This is a genomic window from Erythrobacter sp. 3-20A1M, assembly GCF_018636735.1.
In the GTDB taxonomy this organism is placed as follows: Bacteria; Pseudomonadota; Alphaproteobacteria; order Sphingomonadales; family Sphingomonadaceae; genus Alteriqipengyuania.
In genome coordinates this window covers 888,997-910,814 of sequence record NZ_CP045200.1, presented here as the reverse complement: position 1 = coordinate 910,814, position 21,818 = coordinate 888,997, and the positions used below count along the sequence as shown (strand labels likewise).

At 66.2% G+C, this 21,818-nt stretch carries 32 protein-coding genes; 4 read left to right on the top strand and 28 right to left on the bottom strand.

Features of this window, described 5'->3' with window-relative positions:
- Positions 1 to 20: 20 nt before the first annotated feature.
- Complete coding sequence (locus F7D01_RS04500; RefSeq protein WP_215229035.1) at positions 21 to 818, bottom strand: transglutaminase family protein; 798 nt, start codon at positions 816 to 818, stop codon at positions 21 to 23.
- A 123-nt stretch (positions 819 to 941) separates the two neighbouring features.
- On the opposite strand from F7D01_RS04500, the gene F7D01_RS04495 reads away from it, so the two are divergent.
- Positions 942 to 2,216: a diguanylate cyclase gene (locus F7D01_RS04495; protein ID WP_215229034.1), complete on the top strand. Its 1,275-nt coding sequence runs from the start codon at positions 942 to 944 to the stop codon at positions 2,214 to 2,216.
- Positions 2,217 to 2,226: 10 nt separating this feature from the next.
- On the opposite strand, the gene F7D01_RS04490 is transcribed toward F7D01_RS04495, so the two are convergent.
- Genes F7D01_RS04490 through rimO form a run of 3 tightly spaced genes read right to left on the bottom strand, consistent with a single transcriptional unit; the run spans position 2,227 to position 4,683 of the window.
- Positions 2,227 to 2,643, bottom strand: coding sequence for a secondary thiamine-phosphate synthase enzyme YjbQ (locus tag F7D01_RS04490; protein WP_215229033.1), 417 nt, complete (start codon positions 2,641 to 2,643; stop codon positions 2,227 to 2,229).
- An 11-nt stretch (positions 2,644 to 2,654) separates the two neighbouring features.
- Positions 2,655 to 3,335, bottom strand: coding sequence for a DUF1345 domain-containing protein (locus F7D01_RS04485; RefSeq protein ID WP_251567062.1), 681 nt, complete (start codon positions 3,333 to 3,335; stop codon positions 2,655 to 2,657).
- Positions 3,298 to 4,683: a 30S ribosomal protein S12 methylthiotransferase RimO gene (gene rimO, locus F7D01_RS04480; RefSeq protein WP_215229032.1), complete on the bottom strand. Its 1,386-nt coding sequence runs from the start codon at positions 4,681 to 4,683 to the stop codon at positions 3,298 to 3,300. The genes F7D01_RS04485 and rimO overlap by 38 nt, the downstream gene beginning before the upstream one ends.
- Before the next feature lie 68 nt (positions 4,684 to 4,751).
- Here rimO and F7D01_RS04475 point away from each other — a divergent pair, with 68 nt between their 5' ends.
- Positions 4,752 to 5,153 (top strand): DUF1761 domain-containing protein, encoded by a 402-nt coding sequence (locus F7D01_RS04475; RefSeq protein WP_215229031.1) that lies wholly within the window; start codon positions 4,752 to 4,754, stop codon positions 5,151 to 5,153.
- Positions 5,154 to 5,184: 31 nt separating this feature from the next.
- On the opposite strand, the gene F7D01_RS04470 is transcribed toward F7D01_RS04475, so the two are convergent.
- The 11 genes from F7D01_RS04470 to leuC form a co-directional block, all read right to left on the bottom strand.
- On the bottom strand, positions 5,185 to 6,258 hold the full coding sequence (locus F7D01_RS04470) for a TrkA family potassium uptake protein (RefSeq protein ID WP_215229030.1): 1,074 nt from the start codon (positions 6,256 to 6,258) through the stop codon (positions 5,185 to 5,187).
- Between the two features lie 18 nt (positions 6,259 to 6,276).
- Complete coding sequence (locus F7D01_RS04465; protein WP_215229029.1) at positions 6,277 to 7,056, bottom strand: M23 family metallopeptidase; 780 nt, start codon at positions 7,054 to 7,056, stop codon at positions 6,277 to 6,279.
- Positions 7,056 to 7,817 (bottom strand): 5'/3'-nucleotidase SurE, encoded by a 762-nt coding sequence (gene surE, locus F7D01_RS04460; RefSeq protein WP_215229028.1) that lies wholly within the window; start codon positions 7,815 to 7,817, stop codon positions 7,056 to 7,058. The genes F7D01_RS04465 and surE overlap by 1 nt, the downstream gene beginning before the upstream one ends.
- A gap of 109 nt (positions 7,818 to 7,926) precedes the next feature.
- Positions 7,927 to 9,204 carry a serine--tRNA ligase gene (gene serS, locus F7D01_RS04455; RefSeq protein WP_215229027.1) on the bottom strand — a complete coding sequence of 426 codons (1,278 nt, stop codon included), beginning with the start codon at positions 9,202 to 9,204 and terminating at the stop codon, positions 7,927 to 7,929.
- A 317-nt stretch (positions 9,205 to 9,521) separates the two neighbouring features.
- Entirely contained in the window at positions 9,522 to 9,851 is a 330-nt protein-coding gene (grxD, locus tag F7D01_RS04450; protein WP_215229026.1) for a Grx4 family monothiol glutaredoxin, read from the bottom strand.
- A gap of 38 nt (positions 9,852 to 9,889) precedes the next feature.
- Positions 9,890 to 10,123: a BolA family protein gene (locus tag F7D01_RS04445; protein ID WP_215229025.1), complete on the bottom strand. Its 234-nt coding sequence runs from the start codon at positions 10,121 to 10,123 to the stop codon at positions 9,890 to 9,892.
- A 9-nt stretch (positions 10,124 to 10,132) separates the two neighbouring features.
- Complete coding sequence (locus F7D01_RS04440) at positions 10,133 to 10,456, bottom strand: DUF1476 domain-containing protein (protein ID WP_215229024.1); 324 nt, start codon at positions 10,454 to 10,456, stop codon at positions 10,133 to 10,135.
- A gap of 79 nt (positions 10,457 to 10,535) precedes the next feature.
- Complete coding sequence (locus F7D01_RS04435; protein ID WP_215229023.1) at positions 10,536 to 11,531, bottom strand: NADPH:quinone oxidoreductase family protein; 996 nt, start codon at positions 11,529 to 11,531, stop codon at positions 10,536 to 10,538.
- Positions 11,532 to 11,560: 29 nt separating this feature from the next.
- Positions 11,561 to 12,151, bottom strand: coding sequence for a 3-isopropylmalate dehydratase small subunit (leuD, locus tag F7D01_RS04430; RefSeq protein WP_215229022.1), 591 nt, complete (start codon positions 12,149 to 12,151; stop codon positions 11,561 to 11,563).
- A complete protein-coding gene (locus F7D01_RS04425) occupies positions 12,151 to 12,315 on the bottom strand; it encodes an isopropylmalate isomerase (RefSeq protein WP_215229021.1) in 165 nt (54 codons plus the stop codon). The genes leuD and F7D01_RS04425 overlap by 1 nt, the downstream gene beginning before the upstream one ends.
- Positions 12,316 to 12,341: 26 nt before the next feature.
- Complete coding sequence (gene leuC / locus F7D01_RS04420) at positions 12,342 to 13,811, bottom strand: 3-isopropylmalate dehydratase large subunit (protein ID WP_215229020.1); 1,470 nt, start codon at positions 13,809 to 13,811, stop codon at positions 12,342 to 12,344.
- Positions 13,812 to 13,900: 89 nt separating this feature from the next.
- Between leuC and F7D01_RS04415 the strand changes: the two genes are divergently transcribed.
- Both F7D01_RS04415 and F7D01_RS04410 read left to right on the top strand, forming a co-directional pair.
- Positions 13,901 to 14,299 carry a thioesterase family protein gene (locus F7D01_RS04415; protein WP_215229019.1) on the top strand — a complete coding sequence of 133 codons (399 nt, stop codon included), beginning with the start codon at positions 13,901 to 13,903 and terminating at the stop codon, positions 14,297 to 14,299.
- Positions 14,300 to 14,317: 18 nt separating this feature from the next.
- Positions 14,318 to 14,836, top strand: coding sequence for a sterol desaturase family protein (locus tag F7D01_RS04410; protein ID WP_215229018.1), 519 nt, complete (start codon positions 14,318 to 14,320; stop codon positions 14,834 to 14,836).
- A 4-nt stretch (positions 14,837 to 14,840) separates the two neighbouring features.
- Here F7D01_RS04410 and F7D01_RS04405 read toward each other — a convergent pair whose 3' ends face one another.
- From F7D01_RS04405 to F7D01_RS04345, 13 genes are all read right to left on the bottom strand, one after another.
- Complete coding sequence (locus tag F7D01_RS04405; protein WP_215229017.1) at positions 14,841 to 17,309, bottom strand: TonB-dependent receptor; 2,469 nt, start codon at positions 17,307 to 17,309, stop codon at positions 14,841 to 14,843.
- A 210-nt stretch (positions 17,310 to 17,519) separates the two neighbouring features.
- A complete protein-coding gene (locus F7D01_RS04400; protein WP_215229016.1) occupies positions 17,520 to 17,867 on the bottom strand; it encodes a YbaN family protein in 348 nt (115 codons plus the stop codon).
- 2 nt (positions 17,868 to 17,869) lie between these two features.
- Positions 17,870 to 18,277 (bottom strand): SufE family protein, encoded by a 408-nt coding sequence (locus F7D01_RS04395; RefSeq protein WP_215229015.1) that lies wholly within the window; start codon positions 18,275 to 18,277, stop codon positions 17,870 to 17,872.
- A gap of 58 nt (positions 18,278 to 18,335) precedes the next feature.
- On the bottom strand, positions 18,336 to 18,512 hold the full coding sequence (locus tag F7D01_RS04390; RefSeq protein WP_215229014.1) for a hypothetical protein: 177 nt from the start codon (positions 18,510 to 18,512) through the stop codon (positions 18,336 to 18,338).
- The gene (locus F7D01_RS04385; protein WP_215229013.1) at positions 18,509 to 18,748 is read right to left on the bottom strand and encodes a hypothetical protein; all 240 of its coding nucleotides are present in this window, start codon (positions 18,746 to 18,748) and stop codon (positions 18,509 to 18,511) included. The genes F7D01_RS04390 and F7D01_RS04385 overlap by 4 nt, the downstream gene beginning before the upstream one ends.
- A gap of 32 nt (positions 18,749 to 18,780) precedes the next feature.
- Positions 18,781 to 19,023: a hypothetical protein gene (locus F7D01_RS04380; protein ID WP_251567060.1), complete on the bottom strand. Its 243-nt coding sequence runs from the start codon at positions 19,021 to 19,023 to the stop codon at positions 18,781 to 18,783.
- 11 nt (positions 19,024 to 19,034) lie between these two features.
- Positions 19,035 to 19,367, bottom strand: a complete 333-nt coding sequence (locus F7D01_RS04375) for a hypothetical protein (RefSeq protein ID WP_371819708.1) — start codon at positions 19,365 to 19,367, stop codon at positions 19,035 to 19,037.
- Positions 19,367 to 19,678, bottom strand: a complete 312-nt coding sequence (locus F7D01_RS04370) for a hypothetical protein (RefSeq protein ID WP_215229010.1) — start codon at positions 19,676 to 19,678, stop codon at positions 19,367 to 19,369. The genes F7D01_RS04375 and F7D01_RS04370 overlap by 1 nt, the downstream gene beginning before the upstream one ends.
- 28 nt (positions 19,679 to 19,706) lie before the next feature.
- Positions 19,707 to 19,991 (bottom strand): hypothetical protein, encoded by a 285-nt coding sequence (locus tag F7D01_RS04365; RefSeq protein ID WP_215229009.1) that lies wholly within the window; start codon positions 19,989 to 19,991, stop codon positions 19,707 to 19,709.
- A gap of 34 nt (positions 19,992 to 20,025) precedes the next feature.
- Positions 20,026 to 20,358, bottom strand: a complete 333-nt coding sequence (pspC, locus tag F7D01_RS04360; RefSeq protein ID WP_215229662.1) for an envelope stress response membrane protein PspC — start codon at positions 20,356 to 20,358, stop codon at positions 20,026 to 20,028.
- 50 nt (positions 20,359 to 20,408) lie between these two features.
- On the bottom strand, positions 20,409 to 20,705 hold the full coding sequence (gene pspB, locus F7D01_RS04355; protein WP_215229008.1) for an envelope stress response membrane protein PspB: 297 nt from the start codon (positions 20,703 to 20,705) through the stop codon (positions 20,409 to 20,411).
- A 3-nt stretch (positions 20,706 to 20,708) separates the two neighbouring features.
- Positions 20,709 to 21,548, bottom strand: a complete 840-nt coding sequence (gene pspA / locus F7D01_RS04350) for a phage shock protein PspA (protein WP_215229007.1) — start codon at positions 21,546 to 21,548, stop codon at positions 20,709 to 20,711.
- The gene (locus tag F7D01_RS04345; protein ID WP_215229006.1) at positions 21,545 to 21,700 is read right to left on the bottom strand and encodes a hypothetical protein; all 156 of its coding nucleotides are present in this window, start codon (positions 21,698 to 21,700) and stop codon (positions 21,545 to 21,547) included. Before F7D01_RS04345 ends, pspA begins: the two co-directional genes overlap by 4 nt.
- Positions 21,701 to 21,818 lie beyond the last annotated feature (118 nt).

The window sequence follows — 21,818 nt, the reverse complement described above, 5'->3', positions numbered from 1 at the left end:
AAGTCAAAACACCCGCATACCTATTCACGAACGACGCTGACCGTCTTTTCGAGGAACTCGGTCATTCCGAAACTGGTCATGAAGCTGACATCGGCGGCGTCGCGCCCAATCCCGATCTTCACGATCTCGCCCGGCTCGGCCATTCCGGTCGCATCGACCAAGTGCCAGGCACCGCCGCCCGGCGTGGTCTCGTCGGCAAGGAAAACCTCCGCCACCGCATGGAAATCCTGCGGCGTAACGTCGGGGGCGTAGCAGCTGACGAAGCGCGCGGGGATCCCCGCGGCACGGGCGAAGGTCACCATCATGTGAGCATAGTCCCGGCAGATGCCGCGGCGTTCGGTGAAGCTATCGAGCGCGGTGGTGGTCGCGGTGCTGCTACCCGGGGTGTAGGTGAACTTGCGCGCGATCCAGTCGCGCATCGCGACGATCTGCCCTCCACCGGAAAGCGTCCCGAACTCGTCATGGACGAAGGTCTGGAAGCGGTCCGCCGGACAATAGCGGCTGTCGAAGAGATAGGGCACCGTCTCGCCCGGCAGGTCGTGCAGATCCATGCGCTCCAGCTGCGACAGCTCGCTCAGCATGCGATCGACCTGAACCCGGGCGCGGTACCCAGCCTCGACCCGCCCCTGCGCCCGGATCCACAGCCGGTCGCCGATCCCATCCTGGGCCGGAATGCGCGCGAAATGCTCGTGCGGCGGAATTAACGTGTGATAATCGCGCAGCGTCTGCTCCGGGATCATCGCCGCTTCGAATTGAAGCAGCACGTCGATCACCTCTTCCGTGCGGAAGGCGAAGTTCATCTCGATGGAAAGGGCCATGCCTTCCCAACGCCGCCTTGCCGATCTGGTTTCGCGGCGGCGTCGATTGGCGGTCGCTACGGTGGCCCCTCTTAACATTTTTTCATCCGTATCGTTCTAGAGGGTGGCGGCGGAGGGACATGTATGAGCGATCCGGCAGGACTATCATATCTGCAGCGGTTGAAGGCGCGGCCTTGGCAACAGGTCGGGGCCGAAGTCTTCCATGGCGTGCTGACGCTGGGGCTGACCGTCGCGTTGTTCCTGCCCGCGATCGGCGCGAAGGCTATGATCGTGGTAGCCATTGCGGCCTCGCTCGGCCTCATGGTCATGCGCTACCGCATCCGCCATTCGGTCATGGGCGCGCTCGAACGCACCCGGGCCGAACGCGAGGAAGCAAGTCGGCTTAAGCATCACAACGAAGAACTCTTCGCGATGACCGACATGTTGCAGGCGGCGGAGGGGCACGAGGATGCCGGCTCGGTGCTGGAGGCCACTGCCTCGCGCCTGCTGCCGAGCTTCGCGGGCGCGCTCTATGTCTTCAACAATTCGCGCGACCGCCTGGATCTGGTGACGCACTGGAATACCGGCGACCTGCCCACTCCGAACGATACGCTGATACCCGGCCACTGCTGGGGGTTGAAGCGGGGCAAGCCGCATATCAACGACCCGCACTGCCAGACGCTGGTCTGTTCGCATCATGCGGCCGGGGTCGCGTCTGTCGAAGTGCCGATGATGGCCCGCGGGCAGATCTATGGCCTGCTGGTGGCATCCTGCGCCAGCGACGAGGGATCGTTCGACCGATTGATGGAGGTTCGCCGCGTCTGCCGCGCGCTGGCCGACTCGATGTCGCTCGCCCTGTCGAACATTTCGCTGCGCGAAAAGCTGCGCACGCAGTCGCTGCGCGATCCGCTGACGGGCCTCTACAACCGGCGCTATATCGAGGACGTGCTGGAGCGCTATATCTGCCTTGGCGAGCGGACCGGCCAGGCGACGTCCGTGATCATGCTCGATCTCGACAACTTCAAGACGCTGAACGATGTCCATGGCCATGCGATGGGCGATACGGTGCTGCGCGACGTCGCGTCGCAACTGGTCGGCGCATTGCGACCGTCGGACGTGGTCGCGCGCTATGGCGGCGAGGAGCTGCTGGTGATCCTGCCCGGCTGCGATCAGGACGGGGCGCTGGTGAAGGGTGATCTGCTGCGCGAGCGGATCGAGACCCTCTCGGAAATTCACGGCGCGAAGATCAGCGCGTCGCTGGGCGTGGCGACGGTCCCCGAATCGGCCTCCGGGGTGGGAGACGTCGTCGCGCTGGCGGATGCCGCGCTCTACCAGGCGAAGGCGGACGGGAAGAATTGCGTGCGCATGGCGGATCGCCGCGGCGACAAGGAAGAGGCTAAGCCCCGCCTGGTCGTCTGAGCCGGTCGGGCTACTCGCCCAGCAGATGCAGCGCGATCTCGCGCCGGTGGGGGCGTGCGCGGTGCTCCACCAGAAGCACGCCCTGCCAGGTGCCCAGCAGCGGCTTCCCGCCCAGAACCGGAATGGACAGGTTCACCCCCGTCAGCGCCGCCTTGAGGTGGGCGGGCATATCGTCCGGCCCCTCGTCGTCATGCTCGTAGGCCGCGCTTTCGGGCGCGATCCGGTCCAGCCAGTGCACGATGTCGCGGCGCACGGCGGGCGCGGCGTTCTCGTTGATCATCAGGCTCGCGCTCGTATGGCGGCATAGCACGGTCAGCAGACCTTCGGTGATGCCGGTGTCCGCGATCCACTCCGCGATCTCTTGCGTGATTTCGGTCAGCCCGGGGCCGGGCGTCTCCACGCCGAGGATGGTTTGCCGCTGGCGCACTACGAGCCTCCCTAAACCGACGCGAGAGTGTTTACCGTCAAGGCCAGAATACCCAGGTTGAACACAAATGCGAACAGCGCGTGGAACGTCGACACCCGGCGGATGTGCCGCCCGGTGATCTCTATGTCCGCCGTCTGGCAGGTCATCCCGATGACAAAGGCGAAGTTCACGAAATCCGAGAAACCCGGGGCCGCGCCGCCCGGAAAGTCCAGCCCGCCGCGCTTGCCCGCCCGGCCCTCGTCCGGATCGTCGCTCCAGTACAGGCGCGCGTAGTGGAAGGTGAAGACGAGATTGGCGAAGCACCAGTTCGCCAGCAGGGTCCCCACCATCAGCGCAATTTCCGGACCGGACAGGGAGCTTTTCCCGGCCAGCAGGGCCGACAATGCCGCGGTCACGCTGGCGCTGATCAGCGCGGTGATGAGCAGCAGCAGGATGCCGCCCGCATCGTTCGCCTGTGCGTCGGCGCGCAGGACCCCGGCCTCACCATGACGCCAGAGCGGAATGCACGACAGCACGAAGGCGATAACGCCGACATCGAACGCGATCAGCAGCGCGCTGGCCCAGCCGGCGACGAGCAGCGCGGGCCAGACGGCGAGCGCCATTACCAGCAGGAACAGCAGATACCGCCGGTGCTGTATCCTCATCGGGGCGGCGTCAGCGCACGACCCCGAACAGGTCGTGCGCGTCGGCATCCTCGACCGCGACCTGCACGATGTCGCCCGGCGCGAGGGTTTCGGGAACGTTGCGCAGGAAGACCTGCCCGTCGATCTCCGGCGCGTCGGCCTGGCTGCGCCCGGTGGCACCGATATCGCCGTCCTCGTCGGGTTCGCCCACCTCGTCGATGATGACGGGCAGCGTGCGTCCGACCTTCGCCTGTAGCTTGGCTGCGGAGATACGCGTCGTGCACTCCATCAAGCGGGCGTAGCGTTCTTCCTTGATATCCTCGGGCACCTGGTCGGGCAAAGCATTGGCCTGCGCGCCTTCGACCGGCTCGAAGCGGAAACCGCCGACGCGGTCGAGCTGCGCCTCTTCCAGCCAGTCGAGCAGATAGCGGAAATCATCCTCCGTCTCGCCGGGGAAGCCCACGACGAAGCTCGACCGGACGGCGATGTCGGGGCAGATTTCGCGCCAGCCCTTCAACCGCTCCAGCACCTTCGCCTCGTTCGCGGGCCGCTTCATGCGCTTGAGCACCGAAGGAGCGGCGTGCTGGAACGGGATGTCGAGATAGGGCGTCAGCAGCCCTTCGGCCATCAGCGGAATGACCTGATCGACATGGGGGTAGGGGTAAACGTAATGCAGCCGCACCCACGGGGGCGCGCCTTCGGACGTACGCAGCTGCCCGAGTTCGCGGACCAGGTCGGTCATATGCGCACGGACCTCGTGGCCCTTCCACTCGCGCGCTTCGTGGCGGGTATCGACCCCATAGGCCGAGGTATCCTGGCTGATGACCAGCAGTTCCTTCGTCCCCGCCGCGACCAGCTTTTCCGCCTCGCGCAGCACCGCGTCGATGCGGCGGCTGGCGAGCTTCCCGCGCAGATCGGGGATAATGCAAAAAGCGCAGGAGTGATTGCACCCCTCCGAAATCTTCAGATAGCTGTAGTGGCGCGGGGTCAGCTTGATGTCGGGCTGAGGGATCAGGTCGATGAACGGCCCCTGCGTGGGCGGCGCGTATTGGTGCACCGCCTCCACCACCTGTTCGTACTGGTGGGCACCAGTCACCGCCAACACCTGCGGATGGGCGGCGCGGATCGCGTCCGCTTCCTCACCCATGCAACCGGTCACGATCACGCGGCCGTTCTCCGCGATCGCCTCGCCGATCGCGGCCAGGCTTTCCTCCTTCGCGGAATCGAGGAAGCCGCAGGTGTTGACCAGCACCACGTCGGCCCCGGCGTAATCGGGGCTCATGGCATAGCCATCGGCGCGTAGCCGGGTCAGGATCCGCTCGGAATCGACGAGCGCCTTCGGGCAGCCGAGGCTGACCATGCCGACCTTCTTCTGATCGGCCAGAACCGTGGGTTGGGTGGTGGCGGCGGTATTCATGCGCGCCGCCTCTACACCCCGGACGCGCAATGCGCTAGCGGGGGCGGGTTTACGCGGGAGCTTTGGACATGGGACAGATTTCGATTCTGCCGATCGTGCTGGCAGCGCTGGCATTCTTCGTGGTCGGCGCGCTGTGGTACGGGGTTCTGTTCGGCAAGGTCTGGCAGCGGGCGGCCGGCCTGTCGGAAGAGACGTTGCGGGGCGGCAAGCCGATGTGGCTGATATTCCTGCTCGCCTTCCTGTTCGAGATGCTGATCGCGCTGGTCCTCGCGCATCAGTTCGCGATGACGGGTGCGAGCGACCGGGCGATCTGGATGATCTCGATCGGCTTCGGCGCGTTCGTGATGAGCCCGGCGATCGGGATCAACTACCTGTTCCAGCGCAAGCCGGGCCTGTTGTTCCTGATCGACGCGGGCCATTTCGTCGTCGGTATGGCGGCGATGGGCGCGGTATTCGTGGCGTTCAACTGACCCGCGCTCAAATAGTGCGAAGCGCGGCGACCTACGTGAACTGCACGTACTCGCCGCCATTCGTCGGAATGATCTCGACGATGATGTCGCCCGCCTCCAGCGCCGCGCAGGCATCTTCCCAATAGCCCAGCGCATGGCCATCGCGATAGACGCGCAGGCCGATCCCCTCCTGGCACGATTCCTTCAGCGAGCGCCCGATCTCGTCCGCCCGCACTTCGCGCTCCACCAGCTGGACCTTGCCGCTGACGGAGGCGAGGTCGGCGAGATAGTCGGCGATATGCGCGCCCTTCGCGCTGCCCGCCAACAGCAGGCCGGTGAAGCGCACCGGGTTGATGACGTTGTTCGCGCCCGCCTGCCGCGCCAGCAATTCGTTGTCGTCCGCGCGCACCACCACGCTGATCGGCACATTGGGCGCGAGGTGGCGCACGGTCAGCACGATCAGGATGGAGGTGTCGTCGCGCCCGGCGGAGACCAGCACCGATTGCGCGTTGGCGATCCGCACCGCCTCCAGCGTGTCGTCGCGGGTGGCATCCGCCGCCATGACGTTGCAGCCCAGCTTCTCCGCCTCGGTCAGGCGCTCCTCGCTCGGGTCGATCACCACGATGCAGCTTGCTTCGATCCCGCGCTCGATCAGTTCCTCGACCGCCTGCGAGCCGCTGATGCCGTAGCCGAGGACCACCACGTGGTCGGACAATTGTTCCTGGATACGGGCCATGCGGAATTTCTCCCAGCTGCGCTTGATGATGAAGTTGTAGGCGGTGCCGACGAAAATGAAGAGCACGGCGAAGCGGACGGGCGTCACGATCACCGCCTCTACCAGCCGGGCCCGATCCGAAATCGGCGCGATATCGCCGAAGCCGGTGGTGGTGATGGAGATCATGGTGAAATAGATCACGTCGAGGAAGCTGACCTCCCCATCGAGATTGTCGACCAGCCCGTCACGGTCCCACCAGTGGATCATGACCACCAGCATGATGAGGCCCAGCGCCAGGCTGATCCGGATGCCAAGATCGCCCCAGACGGGGATCTTCACCGCGCGCCGCAGCGGTTTGTAGCGGGGTCCGCGCGCCGTGCGACGGCCGACGGTTTCGATCTGCTTCGCCATGGAGAAGGGGTGGCTAGCCTATTTGTCGCGAGGCGGCAATTTGCTCTTGGGGTCTATGTCCTTGCCATCGTGCCGGATTTCGAAATGAAGTTCGGGCCGGGTGGCGGTGCCCGCCGCGCCCGCCAGCCCGATCCGCTCTCCGGTCTTGATGACGTCGCCCTTCCTCACGGTGATGCGCGACAGGTGGCCATAGGAGGTCTGCCAGCCATTGCCGTGATCGATCAGCACCTGCCGGCCGAAGCGGGTCGGTTCATTGTCGGCGAACACCACGGTGCCGCTCGCCGCCGCGCGGACCATGTCGCCCGTCTGGACCGCGATATCGATCCCGTCGTGCGTGGGTGAGAACGGCAGCAGCACCCGCCCGTCATGCGGCCAGCGGAAATAGGGTTCGGTGCGCGGCGCAGGACGGGCGGTGGCGGTGGGGGCTTGCGCCACCTGCGCCGGGATGATCAGTTGCTGCCCGATCTGCACGGGGTAGGGCTTCTCCAGCCCGTTGGCGATGGCGAGATTGTCGAGCGGCACGTCGTATTTCAGCGCGATGCCGAACGCGGTTTCGCCCGCTTTCACGGTGTGGCTGCGCTGGCGCGGGATTACCAGCACCTGCCCCGCCTGCACAGCGTAGGGTTCGACGAGCCCGTTCGCCGCCGCGATCGCCGCCTTTTCCACCCCGGCCCGGTTGGCGATGCCGCCCAGCGTTTCGCCTTCCTCGACGGTGTGCCGGGTCTCGGTCGCGGGATTGCCCGCCGCGACCAGCAGGAGCGCGGCAGCGGCCAGCGCGAGGGGCGCCGGCCTGCGCATCAGGCGAAGCGCTCGCCCAGTTCGCCGAGCGAGGCGTGGTGGGTGAGGTCCAATTGCAACGGCGTCACCGAAACATAGCCCTCGTCGATAGCCTCCAGGTCGGTGCCATGGTCGAGCGAGTGCTCGATCGCCTGCAATCCGAACCAGTAATAGCGGAAGCCGCGCGGATCGCGCCCCTCCACCACGGTGCCGCGCGAATAGTCGTGGAAGCCTTGGCGCACGGCGCGGATGCCCTTCACCGCTTCGCCCGCGATGGCCGGGAAGTTGACATTGACCAGGGTGCGCTTGGGCAGCGGCGCGTCGAGCAGCGGGGCGAGGACCTTCGCGCCCCATTTGCGCGCGGCGTCGAACGTATCGGCCCCCGCTTCGCCGTCGCGGCTGGTCACCTGGCTCAGCGCGATGGAGCGGATGCCCGCCAGCGCGCCCTCGATCGCCGCCGAGACGGTGCCCGAATAGGTGATGTCGTCGGCGAGGTTGGCACCACGATTGACGCCCGACAGGATCGCGTCGGGCGTGCCGTCCATGACGTTGCGCAGCCCCATGGTGACGCTGTCGGTCGGCGTACCGGTGACGGAAAAGCGCCGCTCGCCGTGCTTCCGCAGCCGCACGGGACGGGTCAGCGTGAGCGCGTGGCCCATGCCCGACTGCTCCTCGTCCGGCGCGCAGATCCAGATGTCGTCGGTGAACTCGCGCGCGATCGCTTCCAGCACTTCGAGGCCGGGGGCGTGCACGCCGTCGTCATTGGTGAGAAGGATTTTCATTTCGGTATCTCTATCCGCTCGGCCTGAGCTTGTCGAAGGACTGCTCTTTCTTCCGCGAGCATCGCTAAAAGTAAGTACGGCCCTTCGACAAGCTCAGGGCGAACGGGGGTTAGGGGGCAAGGACTTCGATGCCGCCCATATAGGGCTTCAGCGCATCGGGCACGCGCACCGATCCGTCGGCTTGCTGGTAGTTCTCCAGCACCGCGACCAGGGTCCGCCCGACCGCGAGGCCGGAGCCGTTGAGGGTGTGGACGAACTCTGTTTTCTTCGCGCCGTCCTCGGGCCGGTAGCGCGCGTTCATCCGCCGCGCCTGGAAATCGCCGCACCAGCTGATCGAGCTGATCTCGCGATAGGCGTCCTGCCCCGGCAGCCACACCTCCAGATCGAAGGTCCGCCGCGCGCCGAAGCCCATGTCGCCGGTGCACAGCAGCATGGTGCGATAGGGCAGCTCCAGCGCTTCCAGCACGCCCTTCGCGCTGCGCACCATGTGCTCGTGCTCCGCCGCGCTGTCTTCGGGGCGGCATACGCTGACCAGCTCGACCTTCTCGAACTGGTGCTGCCGGATGAAGCCGCGCGTATCGCGCCCCGCCGCGCCCGCTTCGGAGCGGAAACAGGGCGTGAGCGCGGTCATCCGTAGCGGGTTCGACAGATCGTCGATGATCGTCTCGCGGACCGCATTGGTGAGGCTGACCTCCGCAGTGGGGATCAGCCAGCGATCGTCGGTTGTGCGGAAGAGGTCTTCGGCAAATTTCGGCAACTGTCCGGTGCCGAAAACCGCCTCGTCGCGCACCAGCAGCGGCGGCGCGCATTCGGCGTAGCCGTTCTCGCGCGTCTGGCGGTCGAGCATGAACTGGCCCAGCGCACGATGCAGCCGCGCCATATCGCCGCGCAGGAAGGTGAAGCGCGCGCCCGAAATCTTGGCGCCGGTTTCGAAATCCATGCCCAGCGCAGGGCCGAGATCGGCGTGCTCCTGCGGCGCGAAGTCGAAGCTGCGCGGCGTGCCCCAGCGATCCTGCTCGACATTCTCGCTCTCGTCCGCACCCTCGGGCACGTCGTCGGCGGGGCGGTTGGGGTAGGCGGCCAGCAGGGCCTCGAGCTGCGCGCCCACGCGACGTTCGGTCTCCTCCAGCGCCGGGAGCGACTGCTTGAGCTCGGCGACTTCTTTCTTCAGCGCCTCGGCAGTGTCGGTATCGCCTTGGCCCATCGCCTGGCCGATCGCCTTCGAGGCCTCGTTGCGGCGGCTCTGGCCTTCCTGCAATTTGGTCGTCACTTCGCGCCGCTGCGTATCGAGCGCGAGAATGTCGGCGGCGGCCGGTTCCAGCCCGCGGCGGGCGAGAGCGGCGTCGAAGCTTTGCGGATCGTCGCGGATCAGGCGGATGTCGTGCATGGGCGGCAGCCTATGCCGATGCGCGAGGGCGATTGCCAGTGCCGACTTGCAGGGCGCGGGCTTTCGCGCGAAGGCAGAGGCGGTCATGCCCGAGCCTGTCCGCCTCGTCCATTTCGTCGGCTTTCGCGACGATCGCTACTGGAATGCGGTGCGGGTGTTCGGCCCGCCCGACATGATCCACCCGGTCTGGGATATGTACGCCGCGAACGACGTGGCCCCGGGCGACACGGTGGTGTTCGCGACCGGAGAGGCGGACCGAGCGCCGCGCAGCTTCTCGAGCGAGGCCACGCGCAACCGCGCGGCCCGCGCCCGCGGCGTCAGTTCGCCTTCGCGACCGCCTTCTGGTCCATCAGCTGCTGCAGTTCGCCCGCCTCGTACATCTCCATCATGATGTCGCTGCCGCCGACGAATTCGCCCTTCACATAGAGCTGGGGGATGGTCGGCCAGTCGGAATAGGCCTTGATCCCCTGCCGGATTTCCTGGTCCTGCAGCACATCGACGCTGTCGAAAGCGACGCCGCAATGTTCGAGGATCGCGACCGCGCGGCTGGAGAAGCCGCATTGCGGGAAGAGCGGTGTGCCCTTCATGAAAAGCACGACGTCGGCCTCCCCGACGATGCCTGAAATGCGCGTGTTTGTATCGGCCATAGCCAGAGCGTCCCGTTGCTGAATTCCTGAGTGGGGAATCAGTTGGGCACTTGGGTCGTCAGTTGCAAGGCGTGCAGCGCGCCACCCATGTTACCGCCCAGCGCCTCGTACACCATCTTGTGCTGCTGCACCCGGCTTTTGCCGACAAAGGCGGGGGAGACGACATGCGCGGCGTAGTGGTCGCCATCGCCCGCAAGATCGCGGATCTCGACCTCGGCATCTGGCACGCCGGCCACGATCATGCGCTCGATCTCGCTTGCGCTCATCGCCATCGCAGCCGCCTATTCGCCGGTCATGAACTGGCGCCGCGCCTCGACCGCGCATTCTTCCAGCTTCAGGCGGATGTCGGCTTCGGCCACGTCCTTTCCCGCCGCAGTGAGGTCGCCCAACACCTTGCGGATCACGTCCTCGTCGCCCGCTTCCTCGAAATCGGCCTGCACGACCGCTTTCTTGTAAGCGTCGGTTTCCTCCGGCGTGAGGTTCATCTGACCCGCCGCCCATTCGCCCAGCAGGCGGTTGCGGCGCGCCGCGACACGGAACGCGGTATCCTCGTCGAACGCGTATTTGGCTTCCTCGCCGCGCTCGCGATCCTTGAAATCGGTCATCGGTAACTCCCCGAAAGATGGCTTGCGCCCGCCGATAGCCGCGTGCCCGGCACCGGGCAAGCGCGGCGGGCGCCAGCGGCTACATCTTCACGACCAGCTTGCCGACCGCCTTGCGTGCTTCCAGCTTGGCGATCGCTTCGTGTGCGTTCTCGAGGCTGTAGGTCTCGCTCACCTGCGGCTTGATCTTGCCCGCCTTCCACAGATCGAACAGCTCGGCGATGTTGTCGGCATTTCGCTTTGGCTCGCGCGCGGCGAAGGCACCCCAGAAGACACCGCGAATGTCGCAGCTCTTGAGCAGGGAGAGGTTGAGCGGCATTTTGGCGATGCCCGCCGGGAAACCGATCACCAGGAAGCGGCCTTCCCACGCGATCGACCGCAGTGCCGGTTCGGAATAGTCGCCGCCGACGATATCGACCACGATGTCCGCACCGTTCTGACCGACCGCCGCCTTGAAATCGCTCGCCAGCTGCTTGGAGGCATCCTTGTCGAAGGGCTGGCGTGGATAGACCACCGTTTCGTCGGCCCCCGCATCCTTCGCGGCCTGCGCCTTCTCCTCGCTGGAGACGGCGGCGACCACGCGCGCGCCATAGGCCTTGGCCAGCTCGACCGAGGCGAGGCCCACGCCGCCCGCCGCGCCCAGCACCAGCACGGTATCCCCTTGCGAGATGTCGCCGCGATCCTTCAGCGCGTGGATCATGGTGCCATAGGTCATCAGCAGCGCGCTCGCATCGACCAGTTCGATGCCCTCGGGTACATGGAACAGCTTGCCCGCATCGAGCGCCACCCGCTCGCGCAAGCCTCCGCTGCCGATCCCCGCGAGCACGCGGTCGCCGACCTGCCAGCCATCGACGCCTTCGCCCACCGCGCTGATCGTGCCGGCGATCTCTCCGCCGGGCGAATAGGGGCGCTCGGGCTTGAACTGGTAGAGATCGCGGATCATCAGCGTATCGGGGAAATTGATCGCGCAGGCCGCGACATCGACCACCACCTGGCCGCTGCCGGGGGAGGGAGCGTCGATATCCTCCACCACCAGTGTTTCGGGTCCGCCGACATCCTTGGTCAGAACGGCTTTCATTGATCTCTCCCTGGTTGTGTATGTCCGGTTCAGGCCGCGGGGGCGAGCCACGGGCGATCCGCCCGCAACCTGTCCTCGAACCGGCCGATCGCTTCATCCCGTGCCAGCGTCAGCCCGATCTCGTCCAGCCCCTCCAGCAGACATTCCTTGCGGAACGGGTCGATTTCGAAAGTGAAGCGGTCCTGAAACGGGGTAGTGACGGTCTGGTTTTCCAGGTCCACGGTGACGGGATCGCTCTCGGAGACCTCCAGCAACCGGTCGACCTGTTCTTGCGGCAATTCGACCGCGAGGATGCCGTTCTTGAACGCATTGCCGCTGAATATGTCGGAGAAGCTGGGCGCGATCACGACCCGGATGCCGCGGTCTAGCAGCGCCCAGGCGGCGTGCTCCCGGCTCGATCCGCAGCCGAAATTGTCGCCTGCGATAAGGATCGGGGCGCCAGCGAATTCGGGTCGGTCGAAGACGTTGCCAGGCTCGGCACGCACGGTTTCGAACGCTCCTTCGCCCAGCCCGTCGCGCGTGACCGTTTTCAGCCAGTGGGCCGGAATGATGACGTCGGTATCGACATTCTTCGCGCCAAAGGGAATCGCGCGCCCTTCGACGGTGTCGACCGCCTGCATCAATCGGTCTCCGGCTTCTCGCCGGAGGGGATGGGGCCAGGCTGGGTCGGGCTCTTGCGCTTGCGGCCGGTGGCGAACAGCAGCGCGCCGGCGATGGCGGCGGAACCGATCGCAGCCCCGGCGGCGATGGCGGCCTTGCCGCCCTTGCTGGAATTGATGCTCATATCGAAAGTTTCCTCTTCCCCATGGGTTATGCCGAACCAGCGCCTTGCGGCTCGGAGTGTTCCGAGAGAATCATGCCTCGCGCATCGGCCAGCTTTCCCGCCACGGCGGACGCAGCCGCGGTGGCGGGGCTCATCAGATGGGTGCGGGCACCGGGACCCTGTCGGCCCACGAAATTGCGATTGCTGGTGGAGGCACAGCGTTCGCCGGGCGGAACCTTGTCGGGGTTCATCGCGAGGCAGGCCGAACAGCCCGGCTCGCGCCATTCGAAGCCGGCATCGGTAAAGATGCGGTCGAGCCCTTCGGCTTCCGCCTGCAGCTTGACGAGGCCGGAGCCGGGCACCGCGATCGCCCACCTGACGTTGCGCGCGATCCGCCGCCCGCGCAGCACCTCGGCGGCAGCGCGCAAATCCTCTATCCGGCTGTTGGTACAGCTGCCGATGAAGACGTTCTCGATCGCGATATCCGCGATCCGCTCGCCCGGCTGGAGGCCCATGTAGGAAAGGCTTTTGCGCGCTGCCTCCTGCTTGGCCGGATCGGGGAAGCTGGCGGGATCGGGCACGGTGCCGTCGATCGCCACGGTATCTTCCGGGCTGGTGCCCCAGGTGACGGTCGGCTGCACGTCCGCCGCGTCGATCACGACGGTGCGGTCGAAGCGCGCGCCATCGTCGGTATGCAGCGTGCGCCAATAGGCGAGCGCTGCGTCCCAGTCCGCCCCGCGCGGCGCCATTGGGCGATCCTTCAGATAGGCGAAAGTGGTTTCGTCCGGCGCGACCAAGCCGGCGCGCGCGCCCGCCTCGATGCTCATGTTGCACACCGTCAGCCGCCCTTCGATGCTCATCTCCTCGAACACCGTCCCGCGATATTCGATCACATGGCCCGTGCCGCCCGCGGTGCCGACCACGCCGATGATATGCAGGATCAGATCCTTAGCCGTCACCCCGGGCCCGAGCGATCCCTCGACCCGCACCTCCATTGTCTTCGAGCGCTTGAGCAGCAGGGTCTGGGTCGCGAGGACATGCTCGACCTCGCTGGTTCCGATGCCGAAGGCCAGCGCGCCGATCCCGCCATGCGCGGCGGTGTGGCTGTCGCCGCACACGATTGTGGTGCCGGGCAGGGAGAAGCCCTGTTCCGGGCCAACGACATGGACGATGCCCTGCGCGGGCGCGACCGCGTCGATATAGTCGACCCCGAACTCGGCGGTGTTGCGTTCGAGCGCGGCGAGCTGGTTCGCGCTCTGCGGATCGGCAATCGGCAACCGGCTGCCGTCCGCGGCGAGGCGCGGCGTGGTCGGCAGGTTGTGATCGGGCACCGCCAGCGTCAGGTCGGGCCGTCGCACCGGCCGCCCGTTCGCACGCAGCGCCTCGAACGCCTGCGGGCTCGTCACCTCGTGCACCAGATGCCGGTCGACATAGACCAGCGCGGTCCCGTCCGGCCGCGTTTCGACGACGTGATCGTCCCAGATTTTCTCGTAAAGGGTGCGCGGGTTTGTTGGCATGGGGCTGTTGTGCAATCGGGGCGGACACCGCGCAAAAAAGCAATATGCGGGTCATGGAAAAGAAACCTTCACCGTGCTAACTTACACCCATGTCAGCAATTCCCTTCGCGCACCCGATAACGATCCGGCCCGACGATATCGATTTCATGGGGCATGTGAACAATGCCCGCTATCTCGGCTGGGTGCAGGACGCGGTGCTGGCGCACTGGCAGAAACTGGCCCCCGCGGAAGCGGTGGCGAGCCGGCTGTGGGTCGCGCTCAAGCACGAGATTACCTATCGCAAGCCCGCCTTCCTGGAAGACGACGTGATCGCCAGCACCGTGCTGGAAAGCACGAAGGGCGCGCGCGCTTTCTACCACACCGTGATCGAGCGCGGGGGCGAAGTGCTGGCCGAAGTCAAGTCGAGCTGGTGCTGCGTCGATGCCGAAACGCATCGCCCGGCGCGGATCGGGGAGGAAATCGCCCGGTTCTTTTTCCCGCGCGACTGACCTATATCGGATGACGCAATGAGCGTCGCCCTGCCTGTCCTGATTGTCCTCGCTACCATCCTCGCGATGGAGGGCGTCGCGTGGGGCAGCCACAAATACATCATGCATGGCTTCGGCTGGGGGTGGCACCGCGACCATCACGAGCCGCACGACAAGCTGATGGAGAAGAACGACCTCTATGCCGTGGTGGGCGCGGTGTTGAGCATCTCCATGTTCGCGCTTGGGAGCCCGCTCGTCATGGGCGATGCCGCCTGGTGGCCCGCGACCTGGATCGGCGTCGGCGTGCTGGGCTACGGGATCATCTATACGCTGGTCCATGATGGCCTGGTCCACCAGCGCTATTTCAAATGGGTGCCCAAGAGCGGCTATGCCAAGCGGCTGGTCCAGGCGCACAAGCTGCACCATGCGACCATCGGCAAGGAAGGCGGGGTCAGCTTCGGCTTCGTCTTTGCGCGCGAACCGGCCAAGCTGAAGGCGGAGCTGAAGCGCCAGCGCGAGGCGGGGATCGCCGTCGTTCGCGACAGCGCCGGGGCCTGACGCGCTAGAATCGCTTGCGCAGTGACAGCGTGACCGTGCGCCCGATTGGGTCGATCAGGTTGGCCTGATAGCGGAAGGGGACGGTGCCGTTGCCGTCAACGACGCGCTGGCGTGCATCGGTGAAATTCTGCGCGTCCAGCCGCAGCTGCAGGTTCTTCGCCCAGCCCGCCTCGCGCACCAGATCGCTGACGGGAACATAGGCGGTGAGGTTCAGCTGGAGCAGGCGCTTGAAGCGCAGGTCCGACGAGGGGATATCGCTGCGGATCCGGCGGGCATTGGCATAGTAGAAGCTGAAAGTGCCGCCGTACCCCTCCTTGTTGAGGCCGAGATAGCCATAGCCGGAGAATTGCGGCTTGTAGCCGCCGACGCTGTCGCCGCCGACCAGGTCGAGCGCGCGGGTTCCCGGGCGCAATCGCAGATCGTCCCGCAGGACGAAGGTGGGGACGAGTCCGGCGTAATAGGTCGGGCGCGTATCCGCGACGGGCGGCGCGCCTTCCGCCGGCGGGGGCGGTGGCTCGCCCAGCCGCCCGTTTGCCGTAATGGAAACCTGCACGGTCTCCAGCCGCTCCGAATAGAAATTGATCGGGCGATAGGTGACCGCCGTCAGCGTTCCGTTCGCGTCGCGGGTGAAAAGGTCGGGCACCAGCGCTTCGGTCTCCGGCGAGTTGGAGATAATGGTGCCGGTCTGGTTGCGGATATGGCTATCGGTATAGGACAGGTTGAACCGCAACTGGCTCTTTTCCATCGGCTGGATATTGAGCGAGAGCGTTTTGACGGACTGGCGCTGCGCCAGCAGGTCGGGATTGCCGCCGGTGAACAGCGTGACGATCTCCGTCCGGCCCGAGGCGAAGTCGAACACCGGCACGTCCTCGATCCGGCGTGGCGGGGTCGATTGCTGCGCGAGATCGGGCGCAGCCTCGTCCCGCCGGGCGGAGGCATTGATCTGCAGGCCCTTGATCGGCGACCAGACCAGGCCGAGCGTGCGATCGCGCAAGCTGCCGAAGCCGCCGACATGGCGCAGGTTCGCCGAGGCATTGAGCGACAGGTCGCCTATCGCGGGCAACACATCCATCTCGCGCTTCGCGATCGGCAGGTCGAGCGCCAGCCCGCCCTCGAACCGGGAGCGGCCCAGTGACAGGTCGAAGGGGCTTTCGCCGCGCAGCGATGATACCGAACTAAGGCGCGCGGCCTCCACGGTGGCGGTGGCGGTGGCACTTCCGGCGGGCAGTTCCAGCGGGCTGCCGGTGACGACCAGCTTTGTCTCGACCGTGCGCGTGCGCTGATGCGTCACATCGGTCTGCCGCGCTGCGAGCAATGCCGGGTCGAGCGGCGCGAAGGGGTTGGCCCCCGCCGCGATCGCCGCGTTGGCCGTGGACAGGTCGATGCCGCGCTCGCTCGTGCCGTCGGTGACAGTCTGGTTGAGCGAGGCAGTGGCATCCCATTGCCAACCCGAGATCGCGCCGCGCAGGGTGCTGCCCGCTGCGATTGTGGTGGTGTTCTGCCGATCGCGCAGCGTGCCGACCTCGGTCAGGTAGCGGTTGAGCACCACGGTATCGTCGAAGGGTGAGAACGCATTGTCGCCCGGTACGATCAGCCGCGCGCTGGCCGGACCGTTCAGGGTGCGCGTGCGGCTGTGCGCGACCGACAGGGTGAGCGATCCCGCCAGCGTTTCCCCGACCCGGTCGGCCAGCACCGCCTCTCCCGTGATCGTATCCTTTCCCGGTGCCAGCGTCTGGAGCGTGCCGGGCTGGAACAGCCGCGGATCGCCCGCCGCCGCGGCATAGGCGGCCAGCTGCGAGCGCTCGCCTGCCAAACCGGGCACCGGGGCGATGGTGACGATCCGGCCAGCGAGGGCGGACAGGGCCGGGTCGATCTGGCCGCCGCCGATCCCGGTAATGTTGCCCAGCGCATCGAAGGGGATATCGGGATCGAGCGCCAAGTCCCGCTCGGACCAGTCGAGCGCATCGGTATGCGCATATTCGAGATTGGCGGTCAGCCGGGCTTCGCCGCTCAGCCGCGTGTAACCGGCGCGCGCGCTCTCGGTCGCGCTGCCGAAGGGAACGGTCGACGCGGCCGCGACCCGGGCCTCGACCTGCGAGAAGGGCCGTTTGGTGATGAAATTCACCACCCGCCGCGTCGGGGGATAGCCAAACCGCAGCGCTGCCTCCTCCGGCAGTACCTCGACCTTCGCGATCGCTTCGGGCGGCAGCGAGCCGATTTCCTGATAGCCCGAGACGCGCTGGGAATTGAGGAGGAAGATGGGCTCGCCCCCGCTGGCCGACTGCGTCTGCCCCTGGATCGCCTGGCGGATATCGTCGATGCTAGTCGCCCCGATGGCGGCGAGCGCATCCTGGTCGAGCTCCGCGATCGGCGCGATGTCGGTGATGGCGGAACCGCGCTGCCCGATCACGACGATAGTGGAGGCGTCATCGGGGGCCTGCGTGTTCGCCGCCGGTTCCGGCTCCTGCTCCACCTGTGCCACTGCGAGCGTAGGCAGCGACGAGGCGAACAGTAGCGCCGCGACGCGCGCGGCCCGTGCCGCTCGCCGACGATCCGCCAGGTATCGGATAGGACCCTCCGTCCGAATCACACCCCGATCCGGCAGGGGCGAGCAAGAATGTGCCGCACGCCCGGCGTTCGTGCCAGTCAAATCTCCGGCCCGGTGCGCTTCACGCGAGGTGCCTCATTCCGGCCGGGTGGCGATCCACGCGCCGACCACGACCAGGATCGCGATCGAGAAGAAATACCATGGCTCCCCCAGCGTCAGGTAAGTGAACACCGCACCCGCCGCCATGCCGACGATCGCGAGTGTCTTCGCCTTGCGGCTGATCGCGCCGCGTTCTCGCCAGTCGATGATGTACGGACCCCAATGCGGGTGGTCGAGCAGGCGGCGCTCCCATTCCGGGTTGCTGCGCGCGAAGCAGTAGGCGGCCAGCAGCAGGAACGGCACCGTCGGCATCAGCGGCAGCACCGCGCCGACAATGGCGAGGCCGACCGCGACCAGCCCGCCCGCTAGGTAGAGCGGGCGCACCCTTATCCCGCCGCGATCCGCGCGGCGTGCTCCTTCACCAGCGCGATCATATTGGGCACCCCTTGCGTCCGGTTGCTCGACAGCTGGTTCCTGAGGTCGAAAGGTTCGAGCGCGCCCGTCACGTCCATCGCCGCGACTTCGCGCGCCGGCTTGTCCTGAACCGCGGCGATCACCAGCGCCACGATCCCCTTGGTGATCGCGGCATTGCTGTCGGCCAGGAAGTGCAGCTTGTCGCTTTCGCCGGTCGGATAGACCCACACCTGCGCCGAACAGCCGCGCACCAGCGTGGCATCGGTCTTCAGCGCGGGCGGCATCGGCTCCAGTTCGCGGCCGAGCTCGATCAGCAGGCGATAGCGCTCGTCCCCTTCGAGGAAATCGTATTCTTCGGCGATGTCGGACAGGGTTCGCATGGCTGCGCAGTTAGAGGGTGGCCAGAGGATTGGAAACCCATATCCCCTTCGCATGAACTCAGCCCGACAGCCCGCCGGGCCGGGTGACGGCATAATAGATAACGTAGAGCCAGCCGAGTACGCCGTGAATGATCGCCCACAGGATCGACTTGTGCAGGCTCCAGCTGATGGCGACCGCGATCGCGCTGCCCAGGCCGATACCGGCCTGCGTAGCGGTGTTGCGGGTGTCGCTCACAGATCGACGCCGCTGGCGATCGCTTCCAGCTTGCGGATGCGCTCTTTCAGATCCGCGATCTCGATCCGCGCTGCCCCTTCGGGAGCGACGCGATCGGGGTCGCGGCGCGGGGCCCCATGGTCGAGCTCGCTGCGCTTGTAGGCCAGCCAGGAGCGCCACGCATGCAACAGGGCGGCGATGATGACGAGCAGGCCAGCAAGGACGCTGAGCGCTATCGTCAGGGTCGGGTCGGCCATTTCCATCTCCTCTACTTGGCGTGCGCCGCCGCTCAGCGGTCGTCGCGCAGTTTCTCGATTTCGTCGGCGGTCCGGCGCGAAGGGTCGGTGGCGATGCGTTCGAGGACCTTCACCCGGTCGCGCAGCTCGTCCAGCTCGGCGCGGGCGGCGTCGCGGTCGTCACGCAGCATCCGCCGCTCGTCCTCAGCCTCGCGGCCGCCAGTCTTGCGCATCGTCTTGTAGCGTTCGGTGATAATGGCGGTCAGCATGCTCATCGCAACGATCAGCACGATCATGGTCCACAGGTTCACTGCACCTTCTCCTCGTCGCTACGCAGGGCGTCGAATTCGCGGGAAAGCTGATAGCCGCGGTCGGTCACAATCCGCTCGACCGTGGCGAGCCGGTCTTTCATCGATCCGATCTCGGCACGCAGCTCGGCGTTTTCCTTGGTCAGCAGCTTGACCCGCTCCACCGCCTCGTCGCTCTTGGGATAGACTGCCTGGCCCCACGCCCCGTCGAGCGGATAGCCGTGCCGGATGCGCAGCCATGTGTTGATGACCCAACCGCCGGTGCAGACCACCGCGATGATGCCGATCAGCGGCGCGATGGGGGTGAGGGCTTCGATCAGGCTGGTATCCATCATGCGTTCTCCCGGTTGCGGATGTCGAGGGGCGTTCCGGCACCCTGTTCATCGACCCGCTGCTGATCGCGCAGCGCCTCGATCTGGCTGGCGACGTCGTAACCCTTGTCGGTCACGATCCGTTCGAGCACGCGGACCCGGTTCTCGAGCTCCGCCACCTGCGTCGCGTGCCGCGCGGCGGCCTCGGCGCTGTGATTGGCTGCCGCATCGAGCCGCTTTTCTTCGAGGCGCCGCTGGTTCTTCATCCACACTATGGCCACGACCATCAAAAACGGTGCCAGGGGGATCATGAGGGCGAGAATTTGTTGCATCTGGATGAAGCTCCTGTGCTCGGAAAGATCAGCTCAATTGCCGCGGGCGTTCGCTGGTTTCGACCGCGCGGGTATCGCGCAGCGCCTCTATCTGTGTCGCGACGTCGTAGCCGCGGTCGGTCACGATCCGCTCCAGGACCTGGAGCCGCTGCTCTAGCTCCTTGTTGTCGGCGGCATATTGCGCGGCTTTTTCGGCGGTCATCGCGGCCTGGGTCTCGGCGATCTTGAGCTGGTGCTTCGACCAGATGGCGACCATCGGGATGCCGCAGCCCATGATGATGCCGACGATCGGTATCAGAATTCCCCATTCCATCTCTCAGTCCCCCTGTTCCGGTGGCAGGCGCCGCTCAGCGCAGCCGTTCGATTTCGGCGTTGAGCCGCGGATTGCTGGACACGTAGTAGTTCTCGACCTCGGCCAGGCGGCGATCGATGTCGCGGAACTTGCCGCGCACCTCGCGCACCGTGCGCTTGGGATTCTGGCGCACGCCCTGCCAGTATTTCTGCTCTTCCCGGTCGGTGTAGAGATAGGCCGGCTTCTTCTCCAGGATGAGCCCGGCGAGGAAGTAGAGCGGGAGCACGATGCTGGCGAGCGCGCCGGTAAGGACGGCGATGACCACGCCGATGCGGATCAGATTGACGTCGAGGCCGGTGTAATCCGCGATGCCCGAGCATACGCCCATGAGCTTAGCATTCTGCTTGTCGCGATAAAGCTTGGTGCGCGGTGTATTGGTCACGGGCGGGTTCCTTTCTTCTCGGCCAGCAGGCTCTCCAGTTCGGCCAGCTTGGCGTTGTCTTCCTCACGGTCGTGGACGATCCGCGCGGGCTTGAAATCGACGTGGTCGTTGGCGACCAGGCGCTCGACGGTGTCCATCCGTTCGTCGAGCCGCTTGGCGAGCTGGTACATCTCTTCCAGCAGCGCCTCGTCGTCGTTGGTAATCGTCGCGGCGGTCTTCCACTTGGTGATATAGTGCAGCACGATCCACGGCAGGGCGACGAACAGGACCAGCAGGACAGGTACGGCTTCCATCGATCAGTCCTCCTTCTTTTCGCTGTCGGGGGCATCGCTCCTGCCCAGGGCGCGCTTCATCTCGGCGAGCTCGTCGTCGATCTTGTCGCCGCCTTCGAGTGCGGCGATCTCGTCCGACAGGCTGGGCTTGCCCGGCTGGTCGGCGATCTGCAGCGCGTCGGCGCGCCCCTCGGCATAATCGACCCGCCGTTCGAGCTGGTCGAAGCGGTGCAGCGCATCGTCGACCCGCTCGTTGGTCATCAGGCTGCGCAGCTTGACGCGGTTCTCCGCGCTCTCGAGCCGCGCGGCGATCGCGCTCTGGCGGCTGCGGGCCTCGCGCAGGCGCTGCTGCAGCTTCTCGATGTCCTTCTCGTAGGCGCGCAGCGCATCGTCGAGCACCGCGATCTCTTCCTTCAGCTGATCCGACATGTCGGCCGCCTTCTTCTTCTCGACCAGCGCGGCGCGGGCCAGATCCTCGCGATCCTTGCTGAGCGCGAGCTGCGCCTTGTCGGCCCAGTCGGCCTGCAGCTTGTCCAGCTTCACCGTGTGGCGATGCATTTCCTTCTGGTCCGCGATGGTGCGCGCGGCGCTCGCACGGACCTCGACCAGTGTCTCCTCCATTTCGAGGATGATCATGCGGATCATCTTGGTGGGGTCGTCGGCCTTGTCGAGCATGTCGTTGAAATTGGCGGCGATGATATCGCGGGTACGGCTGAAAATGCCCATGAAGGGTGCTCCGATGGTGAAGGGGTCGGTGCGCTGCTCGCGCGTCCGGGAGGTGGGGGTGGGGCTGCGGCGCAGGCGCTCGACCTCGGCATCGAGGCGCGAAGGCGAGCGTTCGGGGGTCAGATCGGGGCCGCTCATGCGCGGTCGGTCCACGTCGTCGCGGCCGGGGCCTGGATCGCCATGCCCGGCTGGACGAACGAGCCGTGCGACAGGGCGAAGACGGTCATCGCGACCATCGAGGCCAGCGATGCCTGGCCGAGCCGGGTGCGAAGGAAAGAGTGGAAGTCCATGGGATGATCCCCTGATCGAAACGAGTGATTTGGTGCCTGTCCCGATATTTGCAGGAGCCGTGCCAAACCTTCGGAATGGCGGAAATGCTTGGTTTTTGAGCGATCACATTGTCCGCAG

Coding starts and splice junctions, on each gene's coding strand:
- F7D01_RS04500 (WP_215229035.1), bottom strand. CDS start 818: ATGGCCCTTTCCATCGAGATGAACTTCGCCTTCCGCACGGAAGAGGTG.
- F7D01_RS04495 (WP_215229034.1), top strand. CDS start 942: ATGAGCGATCCGGCAGGACTATCATATCTGCAGCGGTTGAAGGCGCGG.
- F7D01_RS04485 (WP_251567062.1), bottom strand. CDS start 3,335: ATGCCGACGCGCACGACCTGTTCGGGGTCGTGCGCTGACGCCGCCCCG.
- rimO (WP_215229032.1), bottom strand. CDS start 4,683: ATGAATACCGCCGCCACCACCCAACCCACGGTTCTGGCCGATCAGAAG.
- F7D01_RS04475 (WP_215229031.1), top strand. CDS start 4,752: ATGGGACAGATTTCGATTCTGCCGATCGTGCTGGCAGCGCTGGCATTC.
- F7D01_RS04470 (WP_215229030.1), bottom strand. CDS start 6,258: ATGGCGAAGCAGATCGAAACCGTCGGCCGTCGCACGGCGCGCGGACCC.
- F7D01_RS04465 (WP_215229029.1), bottom strand. CDS start 7,056: ATGCGCAGGCCGGCGCCCCTCGCGCTGGCCGCTGCCGCGCTCCTGCTG.
- surE (WP_215229028.1), bottom strand. CDS start 7,817: ATGAAAATCCTTCTCACCAATGACGACGGCGTGCACGCCCCCGGCCTC.
- serS (WP_215229027.1), bottom strand. CDS start 9,204: ATGCACGACATCCGCCTGATCCGCGACGATCCGCAAAGCTTCGACGCC.
- grxD (WP_215229026.1), bottom strand. CDS start 9,851: ATGGCCGATACAAACACGCGCATTTCAGGCATCGTCGGGGAGGCCGAC.
- F7D01_RS04445 (WP_215229025.1), bottom strand. CDS start 10,123: ATGGCGATGAGCGCAAGCGAGATCGAGCGCATGATCGTGGCCGGCGTG.
- F7D01_RS04440 (WP_215229024.1), bottom strand. CDS start 10,456: ATGACCGATTTCAAGGATCGCGAGCGCGGCGAGGAAGCCAAATACGCG.
- F7D01_RS04435 (WP_215229023.1), bottom strand. CDS start 11,531: ATGAAAGCCGTTCTGACCAAGGATGTCGGCGGACCCGAAACACTGGTG.
- leuD (WP_215229022.1), bottom strand. CDS start 12,151: ATGCAGGCGGTCGACACCGTCGAAGGGCGCGCGATTCCCTTTGGCGCG.
- F7D01_RS04425 (WP_215229021.1), bottom strand. CDS start 12,315: ATGAGCATCAATTCCAGCAAGGGCGGCAAGGCCGCCATCGCCGCCGGG.
- leuC (WP_215229020.1), bottom strand. CDS start 13,811: ATGCCAACAAACCCGCGCACCCTTTACGAGAAAATCTGGGACGATCAC.
- F7D01_RS04415 (WP_215229019.1), top strand. CDS start 13,901: ATGTCAGCAATTCCCTTCGCGCACCCGATAACGATCCGGCCCGACGAT.
- F7D01_RS04410 (WP_215229018.1), top strand. CDS start 14,318: ATGAGCGTCGCCCTGCCTGTCCTGATTGTCCTCGCTACCATCCTCGCG.
- F7D01_RS04395 (WP_215229015.1), bottom strand. CDS start 18,277: ATGCGAACCCTGTCCGACATCGCCGAAGAATACGATTTCCTCGAAGGG.
- F7D01_RS04385 (WP_215229013.1), bottom strand. CDS start 18,748: ATGGCCGACCCGACCCTGACGATAGCGCTCAGCGTCCTTGCTGGCCTG.
- F7D01_RS04380 (WP_251567060.1), bottom strand. CDS start 19,023: ATGATCGTGCTGATCGTTGCGATGAGCATGCTGACCGCCATTATCACC.
- F7D01_RS04375 (WP_371819708.1), bottom strand. CDS start 19,367: ATGGATACCAGCCTGATCGAAGCCCTCACCCCCATCGCGCCGCTGATC.
- F7D01_RS04370 (WP_215229010.1), bottom strand. CDS start 19,678: ATGCAACAAATTCTCGCCCTCATGATCCCCCTGGCACCGTTTTTGATG.
- F7D01_RS04365 (WP_215229009.1), bottom strand. CDS start 19,991: ATGGAATGGGGAATTCTGATACCGATCGTCGGCATCATCATGGGCTGC.
- pspC (WP_215229662.1), bottom strand. CDS start 20,358: ATGGGCGTATGCTCGGGCATCGCGGATTACACCGGCCTCGACGTCAAT.
- pspB (WP_215229008.1), bottom strand. CDS start 20,705: ATGGAAGCCGTACCTGTCCTGCTGGTCCTGTTCGTCGCCCTGCCGTGG.
- pspA (WP_215229007.1), bottom strand. CDS start 21,548: ATGAGCGGCCCCGATCTGACCCCCGAACGCTCGCCTTCGCGCCTCGAT.
- F7D01_RS04345 (WP_215229006.1), bottom strand. CDS start 21,700: ATGGACTTCCACTCTTTCCTTCGCACCCGGCTCGGCCAGGCATCGCTG.